The sequence below is a fragment of the Citrobacter sp. CK195 genome, assembly GCF_030333365.1.
Classification (GTDB): Bacteria; Pseudomonadota; Gammaproteobacteria; order Enterobacterales; family Enterobacteriaceae; genus Citrobacter_B; species Citrobacter_B koseri.
Map to the genome: position 1 here is coordinate 317,903 of NZ_JAOWGB010000023.1, position 24,120 is coordinate 342,022.

21 protein-coding genes are annotated in these 24,120 nt (G+C 52.4%); 8 read left to right on the plus strand and 13 right to left on the minus strand.

Going from position 1 to position 24,120, the window contains the following annotated elements:
• Window positions 1-269: 269 nt before the first annotated feature.
• Together mfd and OGX93_RS10055 are read right to left on the minus strand one after the other, a co-directional pair.
• Window positions 270-3,716, minus strand: coding sequence for a transcription-repair coupling factor (gene mfd / locus OGX93_RS10050; RefSeq protein WP_012132801.1), 3,447 nt, complete (start codon window positions 3,714-3,716; stop codon window positions 270-272).
• A gap of 129 nt (window positions 3,717-3,845) precedes the next feature.
• Entirely contained in the window at window positions 3,846-4,919 is a 1,074-nt protein-coding gene (locus OGX93_RS10055) for an acyltransferase family protein (protein WP_199977228.1), read from the minus strand.
• 261 nt (window positions 4,920-5,180) lie between these two features.
• Between OGX93_RS10055 and lolC the strand changes: the two genes are divergently transcribed.
• From lolC to cobB, 5 genes are read left to right on the plus strand one after another with little or no spacing between them, the layout of a single operon-like run.
• On the plus strand, window positions 5,181-6,380 hold the full coding sequence (lolC, locus tag OGX93_RS10060; protein WP_024130430.1) for a lipoprotein-releasing ABC transporter permease subunit LolC: 1,200 nt from the start codon (window positions 5,181-5,183) through the stop codon (window positions 6,378-6,380).
• Window positions 6,373-7,074, plus strand: a complete 702-nt coding sequence (gene lolD / locus OGX93_RS10065; RefSeq protein WP_012132798.1) for a lipoprotein-releasing ABC transporter ATP-binding protein LolD — start codon at window positions 6,373-6,375, stop codon at window positions 7,072-7,074. Before lolC ends, lolD begins: the two co-directional genes overlap by 8 nt.
• Window positions 7,074-8,318: a lipoprotein-releasing ABC transporter permease subunit LolE gene (lolE, locus tag OGX93_RS10070; RefSeq protein WP_024130429.1), complete on the plus strand. Its 1,245-nt coding sequence runs from the start codon at window positions 7,074-7,076 to the stop codon at window positions 8,316-8,318. Before lolD ends, lolE begins: the two co-directional genes overlap by 1 nt.
• A 32-nt stretch (window positions 8,319-8,350) precedes the next feature.
• Window positions 8,351-9,262, plus strand: coding sequence for an N-acetylglucosamine kinase (gene nagK / locus OGX93_RS10075; RefSeq protein WP_110494339.1), 912 nt, complete (start codon window positions 8,351-8,353; stop codon window positions 9,260-9,262).
• A 15-nt stretch (window positions 9,263-9,277) separates the two neighbouring features.
• The gene (gene cobB / locus OGX93_RS10080) at window positions 9,278-10,099 is read left to right on the plus strand and encodes a Sir2 family NAD+-dependent deacetylase (RefSeq protein WP_047457485.1); all 822 of its coding nucleotides are present in this window, start codon (window positions 9,278-9,280) and stop codon (window positions 10,097-10,099) included.
• Between the two features lie 101 nt (window positions 10,100-10,200).
• Here the strand turns inward: cobB and potD are convergent, their stop codons facing one another.
• Genes potD through potA form a run of 4 tightly spaced genes read right to left on the minus strand, consistent with a single transcriptional unit; the run spans window position 10,201 to window position 14,025 of the window.
• Window positions 10,201-11,247 (minus strand): spermidine/putrescine ABC transporter substrate-binding protein PotD, encoded by a 1,047-nt coding sequence (gene potD, locus OGX93_RS10085; protein ID WP_071258216.1) that lies wholly within the window; start codon window positions 11,245-11,247, stop codon window positions 10,201-10,203.
• 24 nt (window positions 11,248-11,271) lie between these two features.
• Complete coding sequence (gene potC, locus OGX93_RS10090; protein WP_012132793.1) at window positions 11,272-12,051, minus strand: spermidine/putrescine ABC transporter permease PotC; 780 nt, start codon at window positions 12,049-12,051, stop codon at window positions 11,272-11,274.
• Entirely contained in the window at window positions 12,048-12,905 is an 858-nt protein-coding gene (gene potB / locus OGX93_RS10095) for a spermidine/putrescine ABC transporter permease PotB (protein ID WP_049011765.1), read from the minus strand. The genes potC and potB overlap by 4 nt, the downstream gene beginning before the upstream one ends.
• Window positions 12,889-14,025: a spermidine/putrescine ABC transporter ATP-binding protein PotA gene (gene potA / locus OGX93_RS10100; RefSeq protein ID WP_012132791.1), complete on the minus strand. Its 1,137-nt coding sequence runs from the start codon at window positions 14,023-14,025 to the stop codon at window positions 12,889-12,891. Before potA ends, potB begins: the two co-directional genes overlap by 17 nt.
• 250 nt (window positions 14,026-14,275) lie before the next feature.
• On the opposite strand from potA, the gene pepT reads away from it, so the two are divergent.
• On the plus strand, window positions 14,276-15,502 hold the full coding sequence (gene pepT, locus OGX93_RS10105) for a peptidase T (RefSeq protein WP_047457474.1): 1,227 nt from the start codon (window positions 14,276-14,278) through the stop codon (window positions 15,500-15,502).
• A gap of 99 nt (window positions 15,503-15,601) precedes the next feature.
• Here pepT and roxA read toward each other — a convergent pair whose 3' ends face one another.
• The 6 genes from roxA to OGX93_RS10135 form a co-directional block, all read right to left on the minus strand.
• Window positions 15,602-16,723: a [50S ribosomal protein L16]-arginine 3-hydroxylase gene (gene roxA / locus OGX93_RS10110; protein ID WP_047457471.1), complete on the minus strand. Its 1,122-nt coding sequence runs from the start codon at window positions 16,721-16,723 to the stop codon at window positions 15,602-15,604.
• Window positions 16,724-16,815: 92 nt separating this feature from the next.
• Window positions 16,816-18,279, minus strand: coding sequence for a two-component system sensor histidine kinase PhoQ (gene phoQ / locus OGX93_RS10115; protein WP_219935630.1), 1,464 nt, complete (start codon window positions 18,277-18,279; stop codon window positions 16,816-16,818).
• Window positions 18,279-18,950 carry a two-component system response regulator PhoP gene (gene phoP / locus OGX93_RS10120; RefSeq protein ID WP_024130426.1) on the minus strand — a complete coding sequence of 224 codons (672 nt, stop codon included), beginning with the start codon at window positions 18,948-18,950 and terminating at the stop codon, window positions 18,279-18,281. Before phoP ends, phoQ begins: the two co-directional genes overlap by 1 nt.
• Before the next feature lie 65 nt (window positions 18,951-19,015).
• On the minus strand, window positions 19,016-19,750 hold the full coding sequence (locus tag OGX93_RS10125; RefSeq protein ID WP_286449632.1) for an Arm DNA-binding domain-containing protein: 735 nt from the start codon (window positions 19,748-19,750) through the stop codon (window positions 19,016-19,018).
• A complete protein-coding gene (gene xisR / locus OGX93_RS10130) occupies window positions 19,750-19,965 on the minus strand; it encodes an excisionase family protein (protein WP_104868789.1) in 216 nt (71 codons plus the stop codon). Before xisR ends, OGX93_RS10125 begins: the two co-directional genes overlap by 1 nt.
• A gap of 221 nt (window positions 19,966-20,186) precedes the next feature.
• The gene (locus tag OGX93_RS10135; protein WP_286449631.1) at window positions 20,187-21,509 is read right to left on the minus strand and encodes a DUF6418 domain-containing protein; all 1,323 of its coding nucleotides are present in this window, start codon (window positions 21,507-21,509) and stop codon (window positions 20,187-20,189) included.
• A gap of 572 nt (window positions 21,510-22,081) precedes the next feature.
• Between OGX93_RS10135 and OGX93_RS10140 the strand changes: the two genes are divergently transcribed.
• Both OGX93_RS10140 and OGX93_RS10145 read left to right on the plus strand, forming a co-directional pair.
• The gene (locus tag OGX93_RS10140; RefSeq protein WP_286449645.1) at window positions 22,082-22,396 is read left to right on the plus strand and encodes a hypothetical protein; all 315 of its coding nucleotides are present in this window, start codon (window positions 22,082-22,084) and stop codon (window positions 22,394-22,396) included.
• A gap of 11 nt (window positions 22,397-22,407) precedes the next feature.
• Window positions 22,408-22,641 carry a hypothetical protein gene (locus OGX93_RS10145; RefSeq protein WP_134769466.1) on the plus strand — a complete coding sequence of 78 codons (234 nt, stop codon included), beginning with the start codon at window positions 22,408-22,410 and terminating at the stop codon, window positions 22,639-22,641.
• Between the two features lie 108 nt (window positions 22,642-22,749).
• Here the strand turns inward: OGX93_RS10145 and purB are convergent, their stop codons facing one another.
• The gene (gene purB, locus OGX93_RS10150; protein ID WP_012132704.1) at window positions 22,750-24,120 is read right to left on the minus strand and encodes an adenylosuccinate lyase; all 1,371 of its coding nucleotides are present in this window, start codon (window positions 24,118-24,120) and stop codon (window positions 22,750-22,752) included.

Consider the following 24,120-nt stretch of genomic DNA (forward strand, 5'->3'; position numbering starts at 1 on the left):
TGTAATAAATTGAGTCAATGATCATTATGGCGGGTTGTCATGTCTTGAAGTGCAAGAGAAGTGCAAAGTGTTGTAAATGTGGGCGAAAACGCGGGGGATGGCAGAGGGCATTACGCCCGGTGGCGCTGCGCTTACCGGGCCTACAGGATATGCTTCCCGTAGGCCGGATAAGGCGATGTGCCCGGTGGCGCTGCGCTTACCGGGCCTACAGGGTATGCTTCCCGTAGGCCGGATAAGGTGCTTGCGCCGCCATCCGGCGTCGTAGGGCGTTACGCCGCCGCGTTTTCTTCCAGTTGCGCCATAAACTGGCGCACCCAGTCCATACGCGTTTTACGCTCCGCCAGATCCTGAATAAACTTCAGGCGTGTCGGGCCGTCGAGGCGGAAGTGCTGCGGTTGTTTTTGCAACAGACCAATCAGCCAGGTTGGGTTAACGTGATTTTTCTCGGCAAACTCGATCGTACCGCCTTTCTCGTTGCCTTCCAGTTTTCGAATGCCCAGCTTCTGTGCCTGTTGGCGCAGACGCGCGATATCCAGCAGATTGCGCGCCGGGTCAGGCAGCAGGCCGAAACGGTCGATCAGCTCTACCTTGAGCTCCTCCAGCTCGTTTTCGTTTTTCGCACTGGCAATGCGTTTATAGAACGACAGACGTGTATTCACATCCGGGATAAAATCATCCGGCAGCAGCGACGGCATACGCAGTTCGACTTCCGTCTGCTGGCTGGTGAGGTCTTCCAGCGACGGCTCACGTCCGGCTTTCAGCGCATCCACGGCGTTCTCCAGCAGCTCCATATACAGCGAGAAGCCGATGGTCTCCATCTGCCCGCTCTGATCTTCGCCAAGCAGCTCGCCAGCGCCGCGAATTTCGAGGTCGTGGGTCGCCAGCGCAAAACCAGCGCCCAAATCTTCCAGCGAGGCAATGGCTTCCAGACGTTTTTGCGCGTCGGTCGTCATCGCTTTTGGATGCGGCGTCAGCAGCCAGGCATACGCCTGATGGTGCGAACGTCCAACGCGGCCACGTAGCTGGTGTAGCTGCGCCAGGCCGAAATGGTCAGCGCGCTCAATGATGATCGTGTTCGCGGTTGGAATATCAATACCGGTTTCGATAATGGTGGTACACACCAGAACGTTAAAGCGCTGGTGGTGGAAGTCGTTCATAACGCGCTCAAGTTCGCGCTCGCGCATCTGCCCGTGACCAATTGCGATGCGGGCTTCCGGCACCAGTTCCGCCAGTCGGTCCGCGGCTTTCTGGATATTCTCCACGTCGTTATACAGATAATACACCTGGCCGCCGCGCAGAACTTCACGCAGGATAGCCTCGCGCACCACCAGGTTGTCATATTCACGGACGAAGGTTTTTACCGCCAGACGACGGGCGGGCGGTGTGGCAATGATCGACAGATCGCGCATACCGCTCATCGCCATGTTGAGCGTACGAGGGATTGGCGTTGCCGTCAGCGTCAGAATATCAACGTCGGCGCGCATTGCCTTGATGCGCTCTTTATGCCGTACGCCGAAACGGTGCTCTTCATCGACAATCAGCAAGCCCAAATCTTTTAATTTCACATCGCTTTGCAGCAGCTTATGAGTGCCGATCAGAATGTCGATTTTCCCCTCAGCGACCTGCTCAAGGATCTGCGCTTGCTCTTTGGCGCTACGGAAACGGGAGAGCATTTCGATGCGCACCGGCCAGTTGGCGAAGCGGTCGCGGAAGTTATCGAAATGCTGTTGCGCCAGCAGGGTGGTAGGCACCAGCACCGCGACCTGTTTGTGGTTTTCCACCGCCAGGAACGCGGCGCGCATCGCCACTTCGGTTTTCCCGAAGCCGACGTCGCCGCACACCAGACGATCCATTGCCAGCGGTTGGCACATGTCGCTCAGGACGGCGTTAATGGCCTGCGCCTGGTCTGGCGTGGTTTCGAACGGGAAGCTGTCGCAGAACAGCTGATACTGCTCGCGATCGTGCTTAAAGGCGAAACCTTCTTTCGCCGCGCGCTGGGCGTAAATATCCAGTAGCTCTGCCGCCACGTCGCGCACTTTCTCCGCGGCTTTCTGTCGGGCGCGAGACCAGGCGTCGCCGCCCAGTTTATGCAGCGGCGCGTTCTCTTCGGCGCCTCCGGCATAGCGGCTGATGAGATGCAAAGATGACACCGGTACGTACAGTCTGGCGTCGTTGGCGTAGGTGAGCATCAGGTACTCGCCCTTGATGCCGCCGGCTTCCAGCGTCGTCATACCCGCATAACGCCCCACACCATGCTCAAGGTGTACCACCGGCTGGCCAGGATGCAGCTCCGCCAGGTTGCGGATCAGCGTGTCGGGGTTAATCGTGCGGCGTGAGTCCTGACGGCGACGCGCAACGCGTTCACCCAGCAAATCGCTCTCGCAAATAAGCGCCAGATTACGCTGCGTATCGATGAAACCATGCTCCGCAGCGCCAATCATCAGGTAACGTCCGGCGTCGAGCGCTTCATCCAGGCGCAAAATTCGTTTGGGTGAAATTTTAATACGGGCGAGCAGTTCCCCGAGCGCTTCACGGCGGCCTTCGCTTTCTACGGAGAAAATGACCGGCCCGTTGAAGGATTCAAGAAATCTACGCAGCGCGTCCAGCGGCGCTTTTTGCTGCGCCTGTACCGCCAGATCCGGCAGTTTCTGGAAACCCAGATTGGTATTCGCCGCCTTACCTGGCAGATGTTCGGTTTTTAACTGTATGCGGGGCCAGCGTTTGAGTTCAGAGAACAGCTCATCGACCCGCAGCCACAGGGATTCCGGCGGCAAAAGCGGGCGCATAGGATCGACGCCACGGTTTTCAAAACGCGCCAGGGTATCGGCCTGGAAGCGCTCAGCGCTGTTTTCCAGCGCGCCGGTATTCACCAGCAGCGTGTTCGCCGGGAAGTAGCTGAACAGAGGCGGCAGCGGCTCGTTGAAGAACAGCGGCTGCCAGTATTCGATCCCGGCAGGCAGTGTGCCTTTACTGACCTGCTGGTAAATATGCTCGGCGTCGCGTTTAACTTCAAATGTGTCACGCCACTGGCTGCGGAACAGCTCGATGGCCGTTTTATCGGTCGGAAATTCATGCGCGGGCAGCAAATTGATGGCGTCGACTTCTTCCAGCGTACGCTGGGTATCGGCATCAAACAGGCGCAAGCTGTCGATTTCATCATCAAAAAAATCAAGACGATAGGGCTGTTCGCTGCCCATCGGAAACAGATCCAGCAGCGCGCCGCGAGTGGCGTATTCACCGTGTTCCATGACCTGATCAACATGGCGATAGCCCGCGCTATCCAGCTGTGCGCGCAGGGCGTCGCGCGACAAACGCTGACCCTTTTTCATCACCAGGGCGTGGCCGTGCAAATAACTGTGCGGGCAAACGCGCTGCATCAGCGTATTTACCGGAACAATCAATACGCCGCGCTGCATTGACGGCAACTGGTAAAGCGTGGACAGGCGTGAAGAGATGATTTCCTGGTGTGGGGAAAAGCTGTCGTAAGGGAGCGTTTCCCAGTCCGCCAGATTCATCACCAGTTGGTCGGTGAACTGGCGAACTTCGTCATGCAGGCGCAGGGCGTTTTGCATGTCAGGTGCAATAAGCACGATTGGGCCAGCATGGCGCTCGGCAATCTCCGCCACCAGCGTGGCGCAGGCGGCGCCGGTAAGCTCACCCAACTGGCGCTGATCGCCGGGTTTGGTTGGCAGAGTATAACGTTGTTGTTCAGGCATAGTGGTTGCAGGATCTCTATTGGGTATACACCACACTATGGGGGCATATCACTGATAAGCAATGCTCTTTATTATCCGTGATCGTTTCTCTTTAGCAAATTGATTCGCCCCCGGGAGGGGGCGAAAAGATTAACGCGAATAGCTGGTAACGGCGGGGAGAGAAGGCGGAGAGAAGAAGAGATCGGCAAACAGGCGTTGCGAAATTTTTCGGACGGTAAGGCCCGTCAGCGTGCAAATCAGCAGACTGGCAAAGGGGTAAACCAACAGCAGAGCAAACTCAAGCTGCGGCGACCATGCCGCGCCGTTGATTTTCGGAATCAACGTTAAGCTGAACGCTTCGACCAGGATACGGTGGGTTGTATAGATAGCAATAGTGTTTGAGCCGATGACATTCAGCAGGCTGGAAGAACGCATGCCGAAGCGCTGCTCATACTGATAGAAAAGCTTCATGATCAGCACAATCGACACCAGTGAGAGCAGCAGGGATACATTAACCAGCCAGGCGATGACGGCGAGCAGCGCAATGCCCGCAAACGCGATAGCATAACGACGCAGTGGGACATGCTTAATCCACTCCATCAGCGTGGCGCCAAACCAGGCGCCGAGGCTGTAGTAAGGCAGGTTGCGGATCACGCTGTTCATTCCCCACCACGGCGTCGGCACGAAGTTTATCGTCACGCTCAGCAGTACAAACAGTACGAACAGTGGTTTTGCCCATTGGCTGAAAACTTTACACAGCACAAAATAGACAACCAGCGCATACAGATACCAGAGGCTGGTGCTGGCCGTCAGCATTCCGTGAATAAACTCGCCGACGGACCCGGCATAAGCGGCGTTGGAGGCGTTGTTGATGTCGCGTTCGGGCGCCAGCCAGTGGTTGAGCCAGCTAAGCGCCAGCCATTGCGCCACTCCCCAGAGCGCCAGTACCCAGACAATGCTCCAGATCCGTTTATCAATACAGGTTCCCCAGGGCACGCTGTCAATATAGCGGCGGATCAGATACCCGGAAATAAAGAAAAACACCGGCATGCGAAACGGCGCCAGATAGAGGTTAAAGTAGATCCAGCATTTCGTCAGGATCTCCGATAACGGATACTGGAAAGCGGTCAGGTGGGGATAAAACGTAATCACAGAGTGATAAATGACCACCAGGCAGATGCATAACCCTTTGATTTGGTTGATCCACAATTCTTTTTGTTTCATCAGGACTGCGTACTCGTGTTATTCAACATAGCCTGTGATCCTGCGGGCGGGGATCGGTGTTGTAATGCGTAACATTCTGTATTTTATTTTTTTAAGATAAAGATCAGGGTCAAGGGTGAGTATCAAGGCAGGTATCTTCAGGAAGTTGATTTCTTGATACTTTTCAGAATTACGCTGACGAACACTTACGGTTCAGTCATTTACCCATTCCGCTTTCGCTTATATACTCAGGGCTTTGCTAACAGCAACCAGACGGATTTCATGTACCAACCTGTCGCTCTATTTATTGGCCTGCGTTATATGCGTGGGCGTGCAGCAGATCGTTTCGGTCGTTTCGTCTCCTGGCTTTCCACCATTGGCATTACTCTCGGGGTGATGGCGCTGGTCACGGTATTGTCGGTGATGAATGGTTTTGAACGTGAACTGCAAAACAACATCCTTGGCCTGATGCCGCAGGCAATTCTCTCGTCTGAGCAGGGCTCCCTTAATCCACAGCAGATACCCGAAAAAGCGGTTACGTTGAATGGCGTCAATCGTATCGCGCCGCTTACCACGGGAGATGTCGTGCTGCAAAGCGCGCGTAGCGTCGCCGTGGGCGTGATGCTGGGTATCGACCCGGCGCAAAAAGATCCCTTAACGCCGTATCTGGTCAATGTGAAGCAAACCTCTCTTGAACCGGGCAAGTATAATGTCATCCTCGGCGAGCAGCTTGCCGGGCAGTTGGGCGTCAATCGCGGCGATCAAATTCGCGTGATGGTGCCTTCCGCCAGCCAGTTCACACCAATGGGACGGCTGCCGAGCCAGCGCCTGTTTACGGTGATTGGCACCTTCGCGGCGAACAGCGAAGTGGATGGCTACCAGATGCTGACCAATATTCAGGATGCGTCGCGCCTGATGCGCTACCCGGCGGGCAATATCACCGGCTGGCGCTTGTGGCTCAATGAGCCGCTGAAGGTGGATACCCTCAGCCAGCAGACGTTGCCAGAGGGGACGAAATGGCAGGACTGGCGTGAGCGAAAAGGCGAACTGTTCCAGGCCGTGCGCATGGAAAAAAACATGATGGGTTTGCTGTTAAGCCTGATCGTCGCCGTGGCGGCGTTTAATATTATTACTTCGTTAGGTTTGATGGTGATGGAGAAGCAGGGCGAAGTGGCTATTTTACAAACCCAAGGGCTGACGCCGCGCCAGATCATGATGGTGTTTATGGTTCAGGGCGCCAGCGCCGGGATTATCGGCGCGCTGCTGGGGGCGGTGCTGGGCGCATTGCTGGCCAGCCAACTGAATAACCTGATGCCGATCATTGGCGCATTCCTGGATGGCGCTGCGCTGCCGGTGGCGATTGAACCGCTACAGGTTGTTGTTATTGCGCTGGTGGCGATGGCCATCGCGTTATTGTCCACGCTGTATCCTTCCTGGCGCGCTGCCGCCACCCAACCCGCTGAGGCTTTACGTTATGAATAAGATCCTGTTGCAATGCGACAACCTGTGCAAACGCTATCAGGAAGGCTCCGTGCAAACCGACGTGCTGCACGATGTCAGCTTCAGCATTGGCGAAGGCGAAATGATGGCGATTGTCGGCAGCTCCGGCTCCGGGAAAAGTACGCTTCTGCACCTGCTGGGCGGCCTGGATACGCCGACGTCGGGCGATGTCATTTTTAGCGGCCAGCCGATGAGCAAACTCTCGTCGGCGGCGAAAGCGGAACTGCGCAACCAGAAGCTTGGCTTTATTTATCAGTTCCATCACCTGCTGCCGGATTTCACCGCGCTGGAAAACGTCGCGATGCCGCTGCTGATCGGCAAGAAAAAACCGGCTGAAATTACCGAGCGGGCGCGTGAAATGTTGCAGGCGGTGGGGCTGGATCACCGTGCTAACCATCGTCCATCCGAACTTTCCGGCGGCGAGCGTCAGCGTGTCGCCATCGCCCGAGCGCTGGTCAACAATCCGCGCCTGGTGCTGGCGGATGAACCGACCGGCAACCTGGATGCGCGCAATGCCGACAGTATTTTCCAGCTTCTGGGTGAACTCAATCGCGCTCAGGGAACGGCGTTTCTGGTGGTGACTCACGATTTGCAGCTGGCGAAGCGAATGAGCCGTCAGCTTGAAATGCGCGACGGTCTGCTGACGGCAGAACTGAGCCTGATGGGAGCTGAGTAATGGCTTCGCCTTTATCGTTATTGATCGGCTTGCGCTTTAGTCGTGGTCGTCGACGCGGCGGTATGGTGTCGCTGATTTCCGTTATCTCGACTATCGGCATCGCGCTGGGCGTGGCGGTACTGATTGTCGGTTTAAGCGCGATGAACGGTTTCGAGCGCGAGCTGAACAACCGTATTCTGGCCGTGGTGCCGCATGGTGAAATTGAAGCGGTGAATCAGCCGTGGACTCACTGGCGCGAAGCGCTGGAAAAAGTGCAGCACGTACAGGGGATTGCAGCGGCAGCGCCCTATATCAACTTTACCGGGCTGGTGGAGAGCGGGGCGAATCTGCGTGCAATCCAGGTGAAGGGCGTGGACCCGAAACAGGAACAGCGCTTGAGCGCGCTGCCGTCGTTTGTGCAAAACCATGCCTGGGATAACTTCAGGGCGGGCGAGCAGCAGATCATCATTGGCAAGGGCGTTGCCGATGCGCTGAAAGTGAAGCAGGGCGACTGGGTGTCGATCATGATCCCCAATGCCAGCGCCGATCATAAATTGCAGCAGCCTAAGCGAGTGCGTCTGCATGTGACGGGGATTCTGCAACTGAGCGGTCAGCTCGATCACAGCTTTGCCATGATCCCTATGGAAGACGCGCAGCAGTACCTGGATATGGGGGCCAGCGTGTCCGGCATCGCGATTAAGGTCAACGATGTCTTTAACGCCAATAAATTGGTACGGGACGCTGGCGAAGTGACCGACAGTTACGTTTACATTAAGAGCTGGATCGGTACTTACGGCTATATGTACCATGATATTCAGATGATCCGCGCCATCATGTATCTGGCGATGGTGCTGGTGATCGGCGTGGCCTGCTTCAACATCGTTTCGACGCTGGTGATGGCGGTAAAAGATAAGAGCGGCGATATCGCGGTATTAAGAACCTTAGGGGCGAAAGATGGCCTAATCCGCGCCATTTTCGTCTGGTATGGGCTGCTGGCGGGTCTGCTCGGCAGTCTGTGCGGTGTGGCGATTGGCGTGGTCGTCTCATTGCAACTGACTCCTATCATTGAAGGCATCGAAAAGCTGATAGGGCATCAGTTCCTTTCTGGAGACATCTATTTTATCGACTTCCTGCCATCCGAATTACACTGGCTGGACGTTATTTACGTACTGGTTACGGCATTGTTGCTGAGCTTGTTGGCGAGCTGGTATCCGGCACGACGCGCCAGCAATATTGACCCCGCGAGAGTGTTAAGCGGCCAGTAGTCGCAGTACATAAGAACAAGGAGCGGTGCGTGATGTATTACGGGTTTGACATTGGCGGGACAAAAATTGCCTTAGGCGTGTTTGATAACGAGCGACGTTTGCGCTGGGAAAAACGCGTACCGACGCCACGCGAAGGCTATGAGGCTTTTTTAACGGCGGTCTGCGATCTGGTGGCGGAAGCCGACCAGCGGTTTGACGTAAAAGGTTCCGTGGGCATTGGTATTCCCGGGATGCCGGAAACGGAAGACGGAACGCTGTATGCCGCCAATGTTCCGGCCGCCAGCGGTAAACCGCTCCGCGCCGATCTCAGCGCCCGGCTGGATCGTGATGTTCGCCTGGATAACGACGCGAACTGCTTTGCACTGTCGGAAGCCTGGGATGATGAGTTCACGCAGTACCCGCTGGTCATGGGGCTTATCCTCGGGACGGGCGTAGGCGGCGGACTGGTGCTCAACGGTAAGCCGATCACCGGTCGCAGCTATATTACCGGCGAGTTTGGTCATATGCGTTTGCCTGTCGATGCGCTCACCCTGATGGGGTTCGATTTTCCTCTGCGTCGCTGCGGCTGCGGTCAACTGGGCTGCATCGAAAATTATCTTTCCGGCCGCGGGTTTGCGTGGCTGTATCAGCATTACTATCATCAACCTCTACAGGCGCCGGAGATTATTGCTTTGTGGGAGCAAGGTGATGAACGCGCGCGTGCGCATGTTGAACGTTACCTGGATTTACTGGCGGTCTGCCTGGGGAATATCCTCACGATCGTCGATCCCGATCTGGTGGTGATTGGGGGAGGATTATCAAACTTCACTGCTATAACAACGCAACTGGCAGACAGGTTGCCACGTCATCTCCTTCCTGTTGCTCGTGTACCGCGTATTGAACGGGCGCGACACGGTGATGCGGGCGGGATGCGCGGCGCTGCCTTCTTACATCTTACCGATTAATCAAAAGAGGTTGTTATGCAGTCGCGTCGGGCTCATCGATTAAGCCGTTTTCGTAAAAACAAACGCCATTTGCGTGAACGCCTGCGTCAGCGAATCTTTTTCAGAGACAGAGTGGTGCCGGAAATGATGGAAAAACCAAGAGTATTAGTTCTTACTGGAGCGGGAATCTCTGCCGAATCCGGCATTCGTACATTTCGCGCCGCTGATGGTCTCTGGGAAGAGCATCGGGTAGAGGATGTGGCGACCCCGGAAGGGTTTGCCCGCGATCCAGAACTGGTTCAGTCATTTTACAACGCCCGCCGTCAGCAGTTGCAGCGGCCTGAGATTCAGCCCAACCCGGCGCATGTCGCGCTGGCAAAACTGGAAGAGGCGCTGGGCGATCGTTTCCTGCTGGTGACGCAAAATATCGATAATCTGCATGAACGCGCGGGCAACAAGAATATCATTCACATGCACGGCGAGCTGTTGAAAGTGCGCTGCTCCCAGAGCGGGCAAATTCTGGACTGGACGGGCGATGTGACTTCAGACGATAAGTGCCACTGCTGCCAGTTCCCGGCTTCGCTTCGCCCGCACGTCGTGTGGTTTGGTGAAATGCCGCTTGGCATGGATGAGATCTATATGGCGCTGGCGATGGCGGATGTGTTTATCGCTATCGGAACATCCGGGCATGTTTATCCGGCTGCCGGGTTTGTGCATGAGGCCCGCCTGCACGGCGCGCATACGGTCGAGCTAAATCTTGAACCAAGCCAGGTCGGCAGCGAGTTTGAAGAGAAATATTATGGCCCGGCAAGCCAGGTTGTACCGGCGTTTATTGAGAAATTATTGAAAGGACTGTGATTTTTTTGCCGGATGGCGGTGAATGCCTTATCCGGCCTACGGTTTGCATTTATCCAGGCCCGATAAGCGCAGCGCCATCGGGCATTCTTTACAACGCTGAATTAGCGTCCCGCTTTCAGCTTCTGATAATACTCTTCATAGATAGCACTGGCGGAACCCACATCGTTCTGCCATTCCCCTTTATTGATGGTGTCGGCATCAGGGTAGAGTGATTTATCATTTGCCACTTCAGGACTTAACAGCTTACGTGCGGCCAGGTTCGGCGTCGGATAACCGATGGTTTCCGCCACTTCTTTCGCCACATCCGGGCGCAGCAGGAAGTTGATCAGCTTCAGCGCGCCTTCTTTGTTTTTGGCGTTCGCCGGAATAGAAAGGCTGTCCATCCAGAAAATACCGCCTTCTTTCGGCCAGATAACCTCAAGCGGCGTCCCCGCCTGACGTGCAACGTACGCAGAACCGTTCCACACCATCCCCAGGTTGACTTCGCCTTCCATATACGGGTTAGCCGGGTTGTCGGAGTTGAACGCCGCCACGTTTGGCATCAGTTTTTTCAGTTCGTTATACGCCGCTTCAATCTCTTTAGGATCGGTGGTGTTGCCGGAGTAACCCAGCTTACGCAGCGCCATCTGGAACACTTCACGCGCATCGTCAGTCAGCAGCAGGCCGCCTTTATACTCAGGCTTCCACAGGTCAGCCCAACTGGTGACGGTTTTCGGGTCAATTTCGTCGCTGTTAACGCCAATTGCCGTTGCGCCCCAGATATACGGGATGGAGTAGTCGTTATTCGGGTCAAACGGTTTGTTGAGCATTTCAGGATCGAGGTTGTGGAAGTTGGTTAACTTCGTTTTGTCGATCTTCTGGATCATGCCCTCTTTACGCATTTTATCGACGTAATAGGTGGAAGGCACCACCAGGTCGTAGGCGCCGTCTTTATACGTTTTCAGCTTGGCATACATGGTTTCATTCGACTCGTAGGTCGAATAGATAACCTTAATGCCCGTCTCTTTAGTGAACTGTTCCAGCAGTCCTGGTGGAACATACTCGGTCCAGTTGTAGAAATAGAGCGTGTTGTTGTCATCAGCGTGAGCGGCGCTCATGCCCAGTGCCAGAGCACCCGCCGCGAGCAGGTGGCGTGACCATTTTTTCATTTAACGTCCCCTGAATAGTGGGCCTCAACGGCCCTTGGTTTTATCACGAGCAATAAGCTGGCTGGCGATGACCATAACCAGCGACAGAACCAACAAAATCGTTGCCAGCGCGTTAACTTCCGGCGAAACGCCGACTTTTACCATTGAGTAAATTTTTAATGGCAGAATCTCATAGCCAGGCCCGGTGACGAATGACGAAACCACCACGTCATCCATCGACAGGGTGAAACTGAGCAACCAGCCAGCCGCGACCGCAGGCATTGCCAGCGGCAGAATGATCTTACGCAAAATCGTGACTTCACTGGCTCCCAGGTCTTTTGCCGCTTCCAGCATCCGCACGTCAAACCCTTTCAGGCGCGAGTAAACGGTAACGACCACGAAGGGCAGGCAAAAGGTGATATGCGAAAACAGCAACGACCAGAAGCCCAACTGGATGCCGAGCAGCATAAACAGCACCAGCAGTGAAATCGCCATTACAATATCCGGCGACATCATGACGACGAACAGCATGCCGCTGACAAACGGTTTACCGCGAAAACGATAGCGATACAGCGCCACTGCCGTTAGCGAGCCGATGATCGTGGCAAAGGTGGCCGAGAACACTGCCATCGTCAGCGAGTGCTGTGCCGCCTGCAACAGGCTGTCGTTATTCATCAGCAGGCTGTACCAGTTGGTGGTAAAGCCCTGCCAGTTGATGCCAAAGCGCGAACTGTTAAAGGAGTTCACAATCAAGATGATGATTGGAATATACAGGTACGCGTAGATAGCGGTCATAAAACCGCCACGAAGCAGTCGACCGATCATTCGAGTTCCACCTTCTTATTCAGCAGCCGCGATGCGCGCCAGTAAACCAGCAGCATCAGGCCCATCACAATCGTCAGCGTAATGCTGGTGGCTGCGCCAAACGGCCAGTCGCGAATGTTCAGGAACTGAACCTTAATAACGTTACCAATCAGCAGGTTCTTTGCTCCACCCATCAGGTCAGAGACATAGAACAGCCCCATCGCCGGCAGCATCACCAGTAGACACCCGGCGATGATCCCCGGCATGGTCAGTGGAATAATAATGCGAATAAAGGTCTGCAATTTACTGGCGCCCAGATCGCGGGCGGCCTCCAGCAGCGGCTTATCCAGTTTTTCAATGCTGGAGTAGAGCGGCATCACCATAAACGGCAGCAGGATATAGACCAGACCGATAATGACCGCGCCCGGCGTGAACATGATGCGGATCGGGGCGTCAATCACACCCAGCCACAGCAGGAACTCGTTGAGATAGCCCTTGGTGCTGAGAAAAATTTTCAGGCCGTAAATACGGATCAGCGAGTTGGTCCAGAACGGCACGATCAGCAAAAACAGCAGCAGCGGACGCACTTTTTCCGGCAGTTTCGCCAGAAACCAGGCAAAGGGATAGCCGAGCACCAGGCAGGCGAAGGTGGCAATGAGCGCCATATTGAGGGAATGCAGCAATACCTCAAAATAGAGCGGATCGAGCAAACGAGCGTAGTTATCCAGCGTAAAGACCATTTTGACGAAGTTCGCGTCATCACGGGTCAAAAAGCTGGTACCAATAATCATCAGGTTGGGCAGAAAGACAAACAACACAAGCCAACCAACGACAGTGACAATCACCACATTCTGGAATTTACTTGTGTTCTTCATCAGCCAGTACGACCTCCCAGCTTTCTACCCAATTAATGGCCATTTTTTGGTCGAGAGAGTGGTCGAAGTCAGGATCGTCTTCATTGAAGAATTCGCTGACCATCACCATTTTGCCATTTTCCAGTTCGACGACGGACTCCAGCGTCATACCTTTGTAGTTGCGCTCGCGCACGTAGCCGATGAGACCTTCAATGTGGTTATCATCGTTAATTTCATCAACGCGCAGATCTTCCGGGCGTAACAGTACGTTCAGTTTCTGACCAGGAACGACGGCAAAGTTAACATAAATATTGCACTCGCGTCCTTCTACATTGGCGCGTACGCGTTGTTCGTCCAGACGTTCAATTACCGTGGCGTTAAACATGTTGATTTCGCCAATGAATCCGGCGACGAACAGGTTTTTCGGCTCCTCATAGATTTCTCGCGGCGTGCCGTCCTGCTCAATAATGCCGTCGCGCATCACCACGATACGGTCAGACATGGTCAGCGCTTCTTCCTGATCGTGCGTAACGAACACAAAAGTGATGCCCAGCTTACGCTGCAACGCTTTCAGTTCGTTCTGCATCTGCTTTCGCAGCTTGTAATCCAGCGCGGAGAGGGATTCATCCAGCAGCAATAAACGCGGTTTATTGACGACGGCGCGGGCGATGGCCACACGCTGCTGCTGCCCGCCGGAAAGCTGATGCGGCTTTCGCTGCGCAAACTCTTCCAGTTGCACCATGCGCAGAGCGTCGGTGACGCGAGGGGTAATCTCGGCGGCGGGGGTTTTCTGCATGCGTAAACCGAAAGCCACATTTTCAAATACGGTCATGTGGGGGAATAACGCATAGCTTTGAAAGACGGTGTTCACATAGCGGTGTTCCGCTGGAACGTCGGTGATGTCCTGGTTATCCAACATGATATGACCGGCATCAACATTTTCCAGACCGGCAATCAGGCGCAGAACGGTTGTTTTACCGCAGCCAGAGGGGCCAAGCAGCGTGAGGAATTCGCCGTTATTGATGGTCAGATTCAGATTAGAAATGACCTCTTTTCCGTCGAAGCTTTTGCGAATTCCCGCCAGTTGTACCAGCGGTGAAAGCGAACGCGGTTGTTTATTCAATTTTTTACTCTGTCCCATGTAGACGCAACGGATGGCTGACCGATGCGGGGTTTGTGGTTAACCACCTTGGTGACTCTTAATGAGGGCGGTCATTCTACGGCAAACCGCTAAAATCGCCAATCCTTGTTGCGAATTACTGGCTTAGCTTTATAGTCAGAAAAAGTGTCTACGCGAAATATTCTCGTTTGCAGGGATAAAAGTGACCTGACGCAATATTTGTCTTTTCTTGCTTATTAATAATGTTGTCACGAAAAGTGAGGGTGACTGCATGGATAAACTACTTGAGCGTTTTTTACACTACGTGTCGCTGGATACCCAATCAAAGGCGGGCGTACGGCAAGTGCCCAGCACTGAGGGCCAGTGGAAATTATTACATTTGCTCAAACAACAGCTCGAAGAAATGGGGCTGGTGAACGTCACGTTAAGTGACAAAGGGACCGTCATGGCGACGCTGCCAGCCAACGTTGCTGGCGATATCCCCGCGATTGGTTTTATCTCTCATGTGGATACCTCACCTGATTTCAGCGGTAAAAATGTGAATCCGCAGATTGTGGAAAACTACCGTGGTGGCGATATTGCGCTAGGGATCGGCGATGAGGTGCTGTCGCCGGTGATGTTCCCGGTTCTGCATCAACTGCTGGGGCAGACGCTGATCACCACTGACGGGAAAACGCTGCTGGGTGCTGACGACAAAGCGGGCGTGGCGGAAATCATGACCGCGCTGGCGGTACTGAAACAGAAAGACATTCCGCACGGTGATATTCGCGTGGCCTTTACGCCGGATGAAGAGGTCGGGAAAGGGGCAAAACATTTTGACGTTGAGGCTTTCGGCGCGCAGTGGGCTTATACCGTTGATGGCGGCGGCGTAGGGGAACTGGAGTTTGAAAACTTCAATGCGGCCTCCGTGAATATCAAAATCGTGGGCAATAACGTACACCCCGGTACGGCGAAGGGCGTGATGGTGAATGCGCTGTCGCTGGCGGCGCGTATTCATGCCGAGGTTCCGGCGGATGAGAGCCCGGAGACGACCGAAGGCTATGAAGGCTTCTACCATCTGGCGAGTATGAAAGGCACCGTTGATCGTGCGGATATGCACTACATCATTCGCGATTTCGACCGCAAACAGTTTGAAGCCCGCAAGCGCAAAATGATGGAGATCGCTAAAAAGGTCGGGAAGGGGCTGCACCCGGACTGCTACATTGAGCTGGTGATCGAAGACAGCTATTACAATATGCGTGAGAAAGTGGTCGAACACCCACATATTCTCGATATTGCACAGCAGGCAATGCGTGACTGCGATATTGTGCCGGATATGAAGCCGATTCGTGGCGGCACTGACGGCGCCCAGCTTTCGTTTATGGGCTTACCGTGCCCGAACCTCTTTACCGGCGGCTATAACTATCATGGCAAGCACGAGTTTGTGACGCTGGAAGGGATGGAGAAAGCGGTGCAGGTGATTGTGCGTATTGCGGAGCTAACTGCGAAGCAGCAGTAATGGTGCCGTGGTGTGATGGCGCTTCGCTTATCAGGCCTACCGTGTGTAGGCCTGATAAAACGCGCTAGCGTTGCCATCAGGCTCAATCGCAATAACTTATTACCCTTCGAAGAACCAGTACCCGCTGTTGACCAGCGCGGCCAGCATCGCGAGGAACGACGGGTCTTCCAGCGCATCGCCAAAATTCTCGGCGGTCAGCACGATGTGACTGGAGAGCGCCTCCAGCGCCGGGCGGTGCGGAGAATCAATCTTCTCACCGTTGGCGTAGACCTCATCGCCAATGCGCAGGACGCGTAAGCCGCCCAGACGCACCAGCACATCGCCTTGTTTCAGCGCATCATAGATCTCATCCGGCTGATACGGCGGTTCCGGCGGCGCGATGTCCAGTTCGTGACGAGACTGGGAGATAAATTCGCCAAACCACTGTTTAAAGTGTTCAGGCTGATTGATCAGGTCGAGCATCATTTCACGCAGCTTGTCCATCTCCTGCGGCAGAACGTCGGCAGGATGCTCGCGCGGCGGGATATCCGGGTCGCTGTAATAGGTGCTGCCCAGCTCGCGTTGCAGAACGTAGTCGGCAAAACCGCTGATCAGTTCACGCGTATTCGGCGCGCGGAAACCAACCGAGTAGTTCATCGCGTTTTCCAGCGCGTAGCCTTCGTGCGGGAATCCGGGTGGGATATACAGAATATCGCCGGGCTCCAGCTCTTCATCAATGATGGCTTCAAAAGGATCGACCTGGAGCAGGTCCGGGTGAGGGCAATGCTGCTTCAGTTGCAGCTTCTCGCCTACGCGCCAGCGGCGGCGACCGGTTCCCTGAATGATAAAGACATCGTACTGATCCAGATGCGGACCCACGCCGCCGCCAGGGACGGAAAAGGAGATCATCAGATCGTCAATACGCCAGTCTGGCAACGCGCGGAAAGGGCGCATCAGCGCAGCGGTAGGTTCATGCCAGTGGTTTACGGCCTGAACCAGCAGCGACCAGTTGTTCTCGCCGAGGTGGTCGTAACTCTCGAACGGGCCGTGGCTGACCTGCCATTTACCATCCTGATGGCTGACCAGACGGCTATCGACTTCGCTTTCCATCGCCAGTCCCGCCAGTTCGTCAGGGGAGAGCGGATCAATAAAGTTGTTGAACCCACGTTTTAACACCACCGGGCGTTTTTGCCAGTGGCGTTCAAGAAATTCGGGCCAGTTAAGTGTTAATTGATATTCCATGTTGATTATCCGCAGGCTGGTATCTGACACCGATTATAACGGATGCTTAACGACATGCGGTGAAGAACATACATAAATATTACACGCCAGCGTCATTCATCGCGCTGAATCGGGTGCTGGCGACCAAAAATCACCTCCATCCGCGCTCCGCCGAGCAAACTGTCACCGGCGACGATCTTCCCGTCATATTGCTCAGTGATCTCACGGGCGACCGCCAGCCCCACGCCTTGCCCTGGTCGCAGGGTGTCAATGCGCTGACCGCGATCGAAAACCACATCACGCTTGCTTTGCGGAATGCCCGGGCCGTCGTCTTCCACCAGAATATGCAGATGCTCATCGGTCTGCCGGGCTGAAATTTCGACAAACTCCAGGCAGTATTTACAGGCGTTATCCAGCACGTTGCCCATCACTTCAATAAAGTCATTCTGCTCGCCGACGAAGCTGATTTCCGGCGAAATATCGAGGCTAATGTTGACCCCTTTACGCTGATACACCTTATTGAGCGCGCAGGTGAGATTGTCCAGTAACGGCGCTACGGGGTGCAGCTCGCGACTGAGTAACACGCCGCTTCCGCGCATGCTGGCTCGATGCAGGTAATAACCGATCTGCTGGGAGATACGGCTGATCTGTTCCAGCATGACCGGTTCGGCGTCGCTGACGCTCATTTTTTCGCTGCGCATTGAACGCAGGGTGCTCTGCAATACCGCCAGCGGCGTTTTCAGACTATGGGTGAGGTCGGTTAACGTGGTGCGGTATTTATCATAACGCTCACGTTCGCTCTTTAGCAGCCGGTTGAGGTTGCGCACCAGACTGGTCAGTTCCCGCGTGGTTTCCGGGTTGAGCATTTCTCGGTGGTGTTCTTCCAGCTCGCGCACTTCACGCGCCAGCGCTTCGATAGGGCGTAAACTCCACCACGCGGCGACCCAGAGCAACGGGATGACTAACAGCAGGTTTGCCGCCAGCACATAAATAAACCAGCTCCAGACCATATACGAGCGTTTCAGCTCGATGGGGATAGTATCGACAACCACTATCGTCAGTTGCGGCATCCGCGCGGTAGCCGGATAGACATTCACCGCCACGGAGTGGGTCATTTCCGCATCGTCGTCATCTTCCCGCACCTCTTTGAGCTGCTGTTGGGCGGAATGATCTTCACTCAGCAACGTGCTGGTGGCGTCGACATCGGCTTCAATTTCATGAAAACCGTTGGCTTTCAGCCATTCCGGCTGGATACGTTTCTCCAGCCAGGGAACGTTGCGCTGCGCCCATAACAACTTGCCGTTCTCATCATAGATCAGTGTCATCGTGGGGCTTTGCATATCGAGATTTTCCGGGATCTCGATATTGATTTTATTGTTTTGCCATGACGCGAGGGTGTAGAAAAGGTTGCTCTCACCGCGTAACAGGCGAAAGGTTGTCTTATCAAAACTGACGCTATAGCCAACCAGTGCGACCATGCCGTAGGCCAGAGAGAGCACCAGCACAACGCCTGCCGTCGCCAGCAGAAAGCGCAGGCGCAGCGATAAAGGAAAAAGATGACGCAGTAATTTATTCATTAGCGCAGTTCGAACAGGTATCCCTGACCACGGACGGTGGTAATCACATCATCAGGATATCGCGCCTGAATTTTTTTGCGTAAGCGCCCCATTAATACATCAATGGTATGGCTTTCACGTAGTTCCGCATCCGGGTAGAGCTGTAGCATCAACGAATCTTTACTGACGACTTTGCCATTATTGCGGATCAGCGTTTCCATAATGGTGTATTCAAACGCCGTCAGTTTTATCACTTCATCATTTACGGACAATTCACGGCGGGAGAGATCCACCTGAAAAGGCGGAATAGAGATAACCTGCGAGGCCAGACCGCTGTTGCGGCGCATTAACGCCTGCATACGCGCGACCACTTCTTCAATATGAAACGGTTTTGTCACGTAGTCGTCGGCGCCGGCGCTCAGCACTTCCACTTTATCCTGCCAGCCTTCACGGGCGGTTAATACCAGAACAGGAAGGGAAACGTCATTGCTGCGCCAGCGGCGGATCAGCGAAAGCCCGTCTTCATCCGGGAGGCCTAAATCGACGATGGCGATGTCCGGCAGATGCTCGTTAAGATAATAATCGGCTTCCTTTGCATCTTCTGCGTCATCAACCTGGTGCCCCAAATCCTGTAATTGAACCTTCAGGTGGTGGCGTAATAAGGCATTATCTTCGACAACCAGTACGCGCATCATCTTTTCTCCCTAAATTAACGGTATTAGTAGTTTAACGCTGATTGTGTGGATTGAAACCAGCGCTATGAAATTAAATGACTTTTTTCATACTCCCTCGCCCTTGGGGGCCTCATCCCTGTATGTACTGCAATAATGATGATTAATGCCTGGCTACGGGGAAGGGCGGCTATCAGTGCCTGGTACTCATGAAGTAAAAGTGGATCGGGATCATTTTTAGATAACTTGAGTCGCGACACTCCTTCATAAGGAGCATGCAATATAAACTGGCTTCGGTTTGCAAGCTTCAGCATTTCTGATAAAACAGCCATCTGTTTATTGACTGTTGAGGGCGCGCGCCCATTTTTGATGCGGTTTGGCATTGAAGGGTTGAAAACTTCCCCGGTCAGGAGTTCTTTGCGGTAATTCAGAATATCTGCGTGCTGAATATCAACCAGCCGCGTGTTCTCGCCCACTACTCGTTTCAGGGTGTTAACGACTGATGTGATGGATAGCAAAGTGGCTTCAGATACCTCCAGTGACTTTGTATCTGTAAAAAAATCACTCAGTTCTTTGAATGTGGAGATCCGTTTTGTGGACGAAAATTTCTTAAGAGCTTTTGATTCCGGGAAACGATCTGCGTAGTCGAACTTACCGAGTTGTATCTCACTCACAATTGCCGCGTGCAGATTGCCTGCTTTTTTAATGTTGCTACTGTTGACAACCCAACCCTGGAGAGCTTCGCGGCAACGAATGCCGCGATAGATAAATGTGATTCTGATTTTTCCGTTGTGCAGTTCAACACCAGTCGGGTATTTCATTAAGCATCCTGAACTAACTGATTAATCTTCGGGTAGTTGTACCAAAGCAGACCTTTAGAGTTGTCAGTCTGTCCAAGCGCAGTAAGGCGCTTGAAGTGCACACCTTCAACCCATAGCTTCAGGCGATAATTTTTAATTTGTCCTTCAGTAAGTCCTGTTCTTTCGGTAAGTCTGGACTCAACAACCCACTCTTCGTTAAAAATTACCTGTGACATGGTTCACCTCAGGTATAGCTGTACTTCCATCAGTTGAGTGGGGCACTGCTGCGCCAACTTCCGGCCGGTATCTGCAAGGATCTATTGTATACAATACCAATGTGTTGGCTGCTGGAGCGCTGGAGTGGGTGTGTCCTCTGGCACCCCAGGAACATGGCGAGGATTTGGTGGAGTAGCATAATAATTGAAAAGCGGGGCACACATGCCCCGCTGCAATGTCATTATGCTAGTTTTCTTCTTACTAGCAACGCAGATACTATGCAATATGATATAAAAACAAATATACAGGCTATGGTTTTCATCTCAAATAACTGATGCACATCAGCCATTGTCAGAACTCTAATCATGACATAATACAGCTTGATTGATAACAGGCATAATATCATATCACCAACTTTGATTGACTCAATTACCACTCGAAATGAAAGACCTGTTATCCATCCAATGATGATTGCCGGAAGTAAGCACAATGGAAATCCAAAGAAGTAGATAAGATTTACAGGGCCAGCCATAGTAAAAGTGATTCCTCTGTCCATAAATATGTTATAGACATCTGCTGGTGCGACAATACTCATAAGGTATTTTATCCCTTGATAATTGTCTTCTGCGCCAAAACCAAGCATATGAGTTAAAATATTATCCAGCCCAGAAAACCCACCACTAGAGTAGTAATCTACTGCCCACCACATCTGGGCTTGCAAAACAAATCTATTAAGAAGCCTTTCGCTTGCATCACTTCCACTAATAGCTAAATAGCTAAGGAAGGCTGTTATCATAAGCAAGCCAGAGCCAATCAACATCATTGCTATAGTTTTGGGATTGAATAAAATTCTCCATAAATTAATCTGGCGAACTACAACCAATGGAACAAAAAAGAAAATTGTTGACAGGAAAAGCCCTGTAAATTTTTCGCCAGTAAAATATTGAGATAATACTGATATAAAATATAGGAAAATATAAAATTTATTTCTCTTTACTGCGTATAAAACACCAACTAAAAACGATAGTTGTTGTAATATAAATTTTGCATACTCTCCCCATTTAGGCGCTATGTTATTCCAGTAATAAAACCTGTCAACCCCATAATCATTGGGGGAACCATATCTAATTCTGAAATAAAGCATTAACAATACAAGAACCATTACGATAATGGTTAACATTTTAATTATTATTTCATTTGAAATATGTGATATATTACCGTAAATGAACTTTATTGATCCTGTTATTTTATAAGAATAAAAAGCGCTGAGCATCACGAAGTAGCATACGGCCATAATTCTTGACGTTGCACCTGTCAAAAATGCAAATTGATGTATCTCGCTTAACAAAGCCCCAGTTTCTGCATAAGTACAAACAATACCAGTTACACTAAATGAAAATAGAACTACCAGTGAAATTACACCAAATTCACTGTTTTTTCTGATAAAAGCTAAACAGGATATAACCCAAAGAATAACGGAAAGAGCATTAATCAATGACAGGCTGACAAAATCAAATAAAGATAAGAAAATTAATGAAAACCATAACGATGTCAGAAAAATCATTTATTATCTTCCGTTGACTTCTTGCATAAGTTTGATAGTGTTGAATCAACATCAAAGACAGCAGGTATAATCAGAATTACAATCATAACAAACAATGTAGTATCAAGATCAAAAAGCATAGCTTTGATCATTCCACAAATCACTATCAATACATATGAAATTCGAAAAACATTTTTTAAAATCAATGTATTGTTGTGCATGCTACCCCTCCGTTCAACCTACAAATACGTTTCAGATTTTCTGTGGATAATATCATCTTTCAGATAGATTTGTTAGCAGCCATAGCTTAATGAAAACCCGATGTTTAGGTTCATCCGCCGTGCCATATGCAAGAACGCAACTACGGCAGGCTGGAGATCGTTGATATGTTGCCATCCGTCGCGGATTGTACCTGCTCGGCACAACGGATCAATGTGTCTAATCTGAAACTGACCACTTACTGTCTCTTCGGTCAATTCCCACAAAACTCGATTCATGCGGTTGCTCCTCTCCTGTCTGTACATTTCCCATAATGCTGATCCCTGATAAGATGTTTCCGATTGCAATCAAAGGAAACATGGAATGAAAAAATAATGGTGGTAGCGGTGGCTATGGTCCTTTTGGTGGGGTGTGCAACTAAACAGTACCCACAGGCCCCAGCAGTAACAGGTGAAGAATCCACAGCATTAGACTGCACAGCAATAAAACAAGAAATCGCGAAAACTCATAGTGTCCAGAGTGAGATCGAATCAACCGGTCAATTTGACGGGCGTACTGTTCTCGGTGTGTTGGGTGACTTTGGCATCGGTAATGGGATGGCGAAGAACGAAGCGCGTAAAAAAGCCCAGGTGAGACTTAAGCAACTGGAGTCGCTTAAATCTGTGAAGTGCGCTAACGACAATTCTTGAGTGGTGGGCGTATGAAAACTATCTTTTTAATCGCCATCATATGCATCGTCGCATTTTTAGGTTTTGGCTTTTATGTTGGCTCAACGCCTGAAGGAAAAGAAAAGCAAGCAGCAAGAGATGCGATAAGTTATTGCTGGTCGACTCAAAATAAAAAATCAAATTCTGCATCCCAAGGGCAATTTATTGCCGGGGCCTGTGAAAAGATGGAAGATGATTTCAGAGTGAAATATGGCGTGAATCCATAGCAGAGTAGCCCACTGAAGTGGGCTTTTTATTGGTTTTCGGTATGGATTTTGGGGGCGCTGAATATCGGCCGGATAAGATGCGTTAGCATCGCTATCCGGCAGGGGGGATTACTTCAGCTCGTCAACCATAGTGATGGCGCGACCAATATAGTTGGCCGGGGTCATCGCCTTCAGGCGCGTTTTCTCTTCTTCCGGCAGGGCCAGACTGTCGATAAACTGCTTCATGCCTTCGGCGTCAACACGTTTGCCGCGCGTTAACTCTTTCAGCTTCTCGTACGGTTTCTCAATGCCGTAGCGGCGCATTACGGTCTGGATCGGCTCTGCCAGCACTTCCCAGTTGTGATCCAGTTCATCCAGCAGACGATCGCGGTTCACTTCCAGTTTGCTTACGCCTTTCAGGGTGGACTGATACGCGATCAACGCATAGCCAATACCGACGCCCAGGTTACGCAGCACGGTGGAGTCCGTCAGGTCGCGCTGCCAGCGGGAAACCGGCAGTTTGCTTGCCAGGTGTTGCAGTACGGCGTTAGCCAGCCCCAGGTTGCCTTCGGAGTTTTCGAAGTCAATCGGGTTAACCTTGTGCGGCATGGTGGAAGAACCAATTTCACCCGCGATGGTTCTCTGTTTGAAGTGGTTGAGCGCGATATAACCCCAGACGTCGCGATCGAAGTCAATCAGGATGGTGTTAAAGCGCGCGACACAGTCAAACAGCTCTGCGATGTAGTCATGCGGTTCAATCTGTGTGGTGTACGGGTTCCACTGGATACCCAGCGATGTCACAAACTCTTCGCTGAAATGGTGCCAGTCCACTTCCGGGTAAGCGGCAATGTGGGCGTTATAGTTACCGACCGCGCCGTTGATTTTACCAAGGATTTCCACCTGGTTTAACTGACGGAACTGGCGTTCCATACGGTAAGCCACGTTAGCCATCTCTTTCCCCATCGTGGACGGCGTAGCCGGTTGACCGTGGGTACGGGAGAGCAGGGGAATGTCGCGATACTGAACGGACAGATCTTTGACCGCGTCGATCAGCTGACGCCAGTACGGCAGGATCACTTCGTCGCGTGCGGTTTTCAGCATCAGCGCATGAGACAGGTTGTTGATGTCTTCAGAAGTACAGGCGAAGTGGATGAACTCAGAAACCGCATGCAGTTCCGGGATATCCGCCACTTTTTCTTTCAGGAAATACTCAACTGCCTTCACGTCGTGGTTTGTCGTGCGCTCAATGGTTTTGATACGCGCGGCATCTTCTTCATTGAAGTTCGCGACGATCGTATCCAGGAAACCGTTTGCGTCGGCAGCAAAAGCAGGAACTTCCTTGATCGCTGCGTGCGCGGCCAGTTTTTGCAGCCAGCGTACTTCAACCTGTACACGGAATTTCAGCAAACCGTATTCGCTGAAAATCCCGCGCAGCGCGCTGACTTTATCGCCGTAGCGTCCATCGACAGGGGAAACGGCGGTCAGTGAGGATAATTCCAT

Coding starts and splice junctions, on each gene's coding strand:
- roxA (WP_047457471.1), bottom strand. CDS start 16,723: ATGGAATATCAATTAACACTTAACTGGCCCGAATTTCTTGAACGCCAC.
- OGX93_RS10125 (WP_286449632.1), bottom strand. CDS start 19,750: ATGAAATACCCGACTGGTGTTGAACTGCACAACGGAAAAATCAGAATC.
- OGX93_RS10145 (WP_134769466.1), top strand. CDS start 22,408: ATGAAAACTATCTTTTTAATCGCCATCATATGCATCGTCGCATTTTTA.
- pepT (WP_047457474.1), top strand. CDS start 14,276: ATGGATAAACTACTTGAGCGTTTTTTACACTACGTGTCGCTGGATACC.
- purB (WP_012132704.1), bottom strand. CDS start 24,120: ATGGAATTATCCTCACTGACCGCCGTTTCCCCTGTCGATGGACGCTAC.
- potB (WP_049011765.1), bottom strand. CDS start 12,905: ATGAAGAACACAAGTAAATTCCAGAATGTGGTGATTGTCACTGTCGTT.
- phoP (WP_024130426.1), bottom strand. CDS start 18,950: ATGCGCGTACTGGTTGTCGAAGATAATGCCTTATTACGCCACCACCTG.
- potC (WP_012132793.1), bottom strand. CDS start 12,051: ATGATCGGTCGACTGCTTCGTGGCGGTTTTATGACCGCTATCTACGCG.
- mfd (WP_012132801.1), bottom strand. CDS start 3,716: ATGCCTGAACAACAACGTTATACTCTGCCAACCAAACCCGGCGATCAG.
- lolE (WP_024130429.1), top strand. CDS start 7,074: ATGGCTTCGCCTTTATCGTTATTGATCGGCTTGCGCTTTAGTCGTGGT.
- OGX93_RS10140 (WP_286449645.1), top strand. CDS start 22,082: ATGGTGGTAGCGGTGGCTATGGTCCTTTTGGTGGGGTGTGCAACTAAA.
- nagK (WP_110494339.1), top strand. CDS start 8,351: ATGTATTACGGGTTTGACATTGGCGGGACAAAAATTGCCTTAGGCGTG.
- phoQ (WP_219935630.1), bottom strand. CDS start 18,279: ATGAATAAATTACTGCGTCATCTTTTTCCTTTATCGCTGCGCCTGCGC.
- cobB (WP_047457485.1), top strand. CDS start 9,278: ATGCAGTCGCGTCGGGCTCATCGATTAAGCCGTTTTCGTAAAAACAAA.
- lolC (WP_024130430.1), top strand. CDS start 5,181: ATGTACCAACCTGTCGCTCTATTTATTGGCCTGCGTTATATGCGTGGG.
- potD (WP_071258216.1), bottom strand. CDS start 11,247: ATGAAAAAATGGTCACGCCACCTGCTCGCGGCGGGTGCTCTGGCACTG.
- lolD (WP_012132798.1), top strand. CDS start 6,373: ATGAATAAGATCCTGTTGCAATGCGACAACCTGTGCAAACGCTATCAG.
- OGX93_RS10055 (WP_199977228.1), bottom strand. CDS start 4,919: ATGAAACAAAAAGAATTGTGGATCAACCAAATCAAAGGGTTATGCATC.
- OGX93_RS10135 (WP_286449631.1), bottom strand. CDS start 21,509: ATGATTTTTCTGACATCGTTATGGTTTTCATTAATTTTCTTATCTTTA.
- xisR (WP_104868789.1), bottom strand. CDS start 19,965: ATGTCACAGGTAATTTTTAACGAAGAGTGGGTTGTTGAGTCCAGACTT.
- potA (WP_012132791.1), bottom strand. CDS start 14,025: ATGGGACAGAGTAAAAAATTGAATAAACAACCGCGTTCGCTTTCACCG.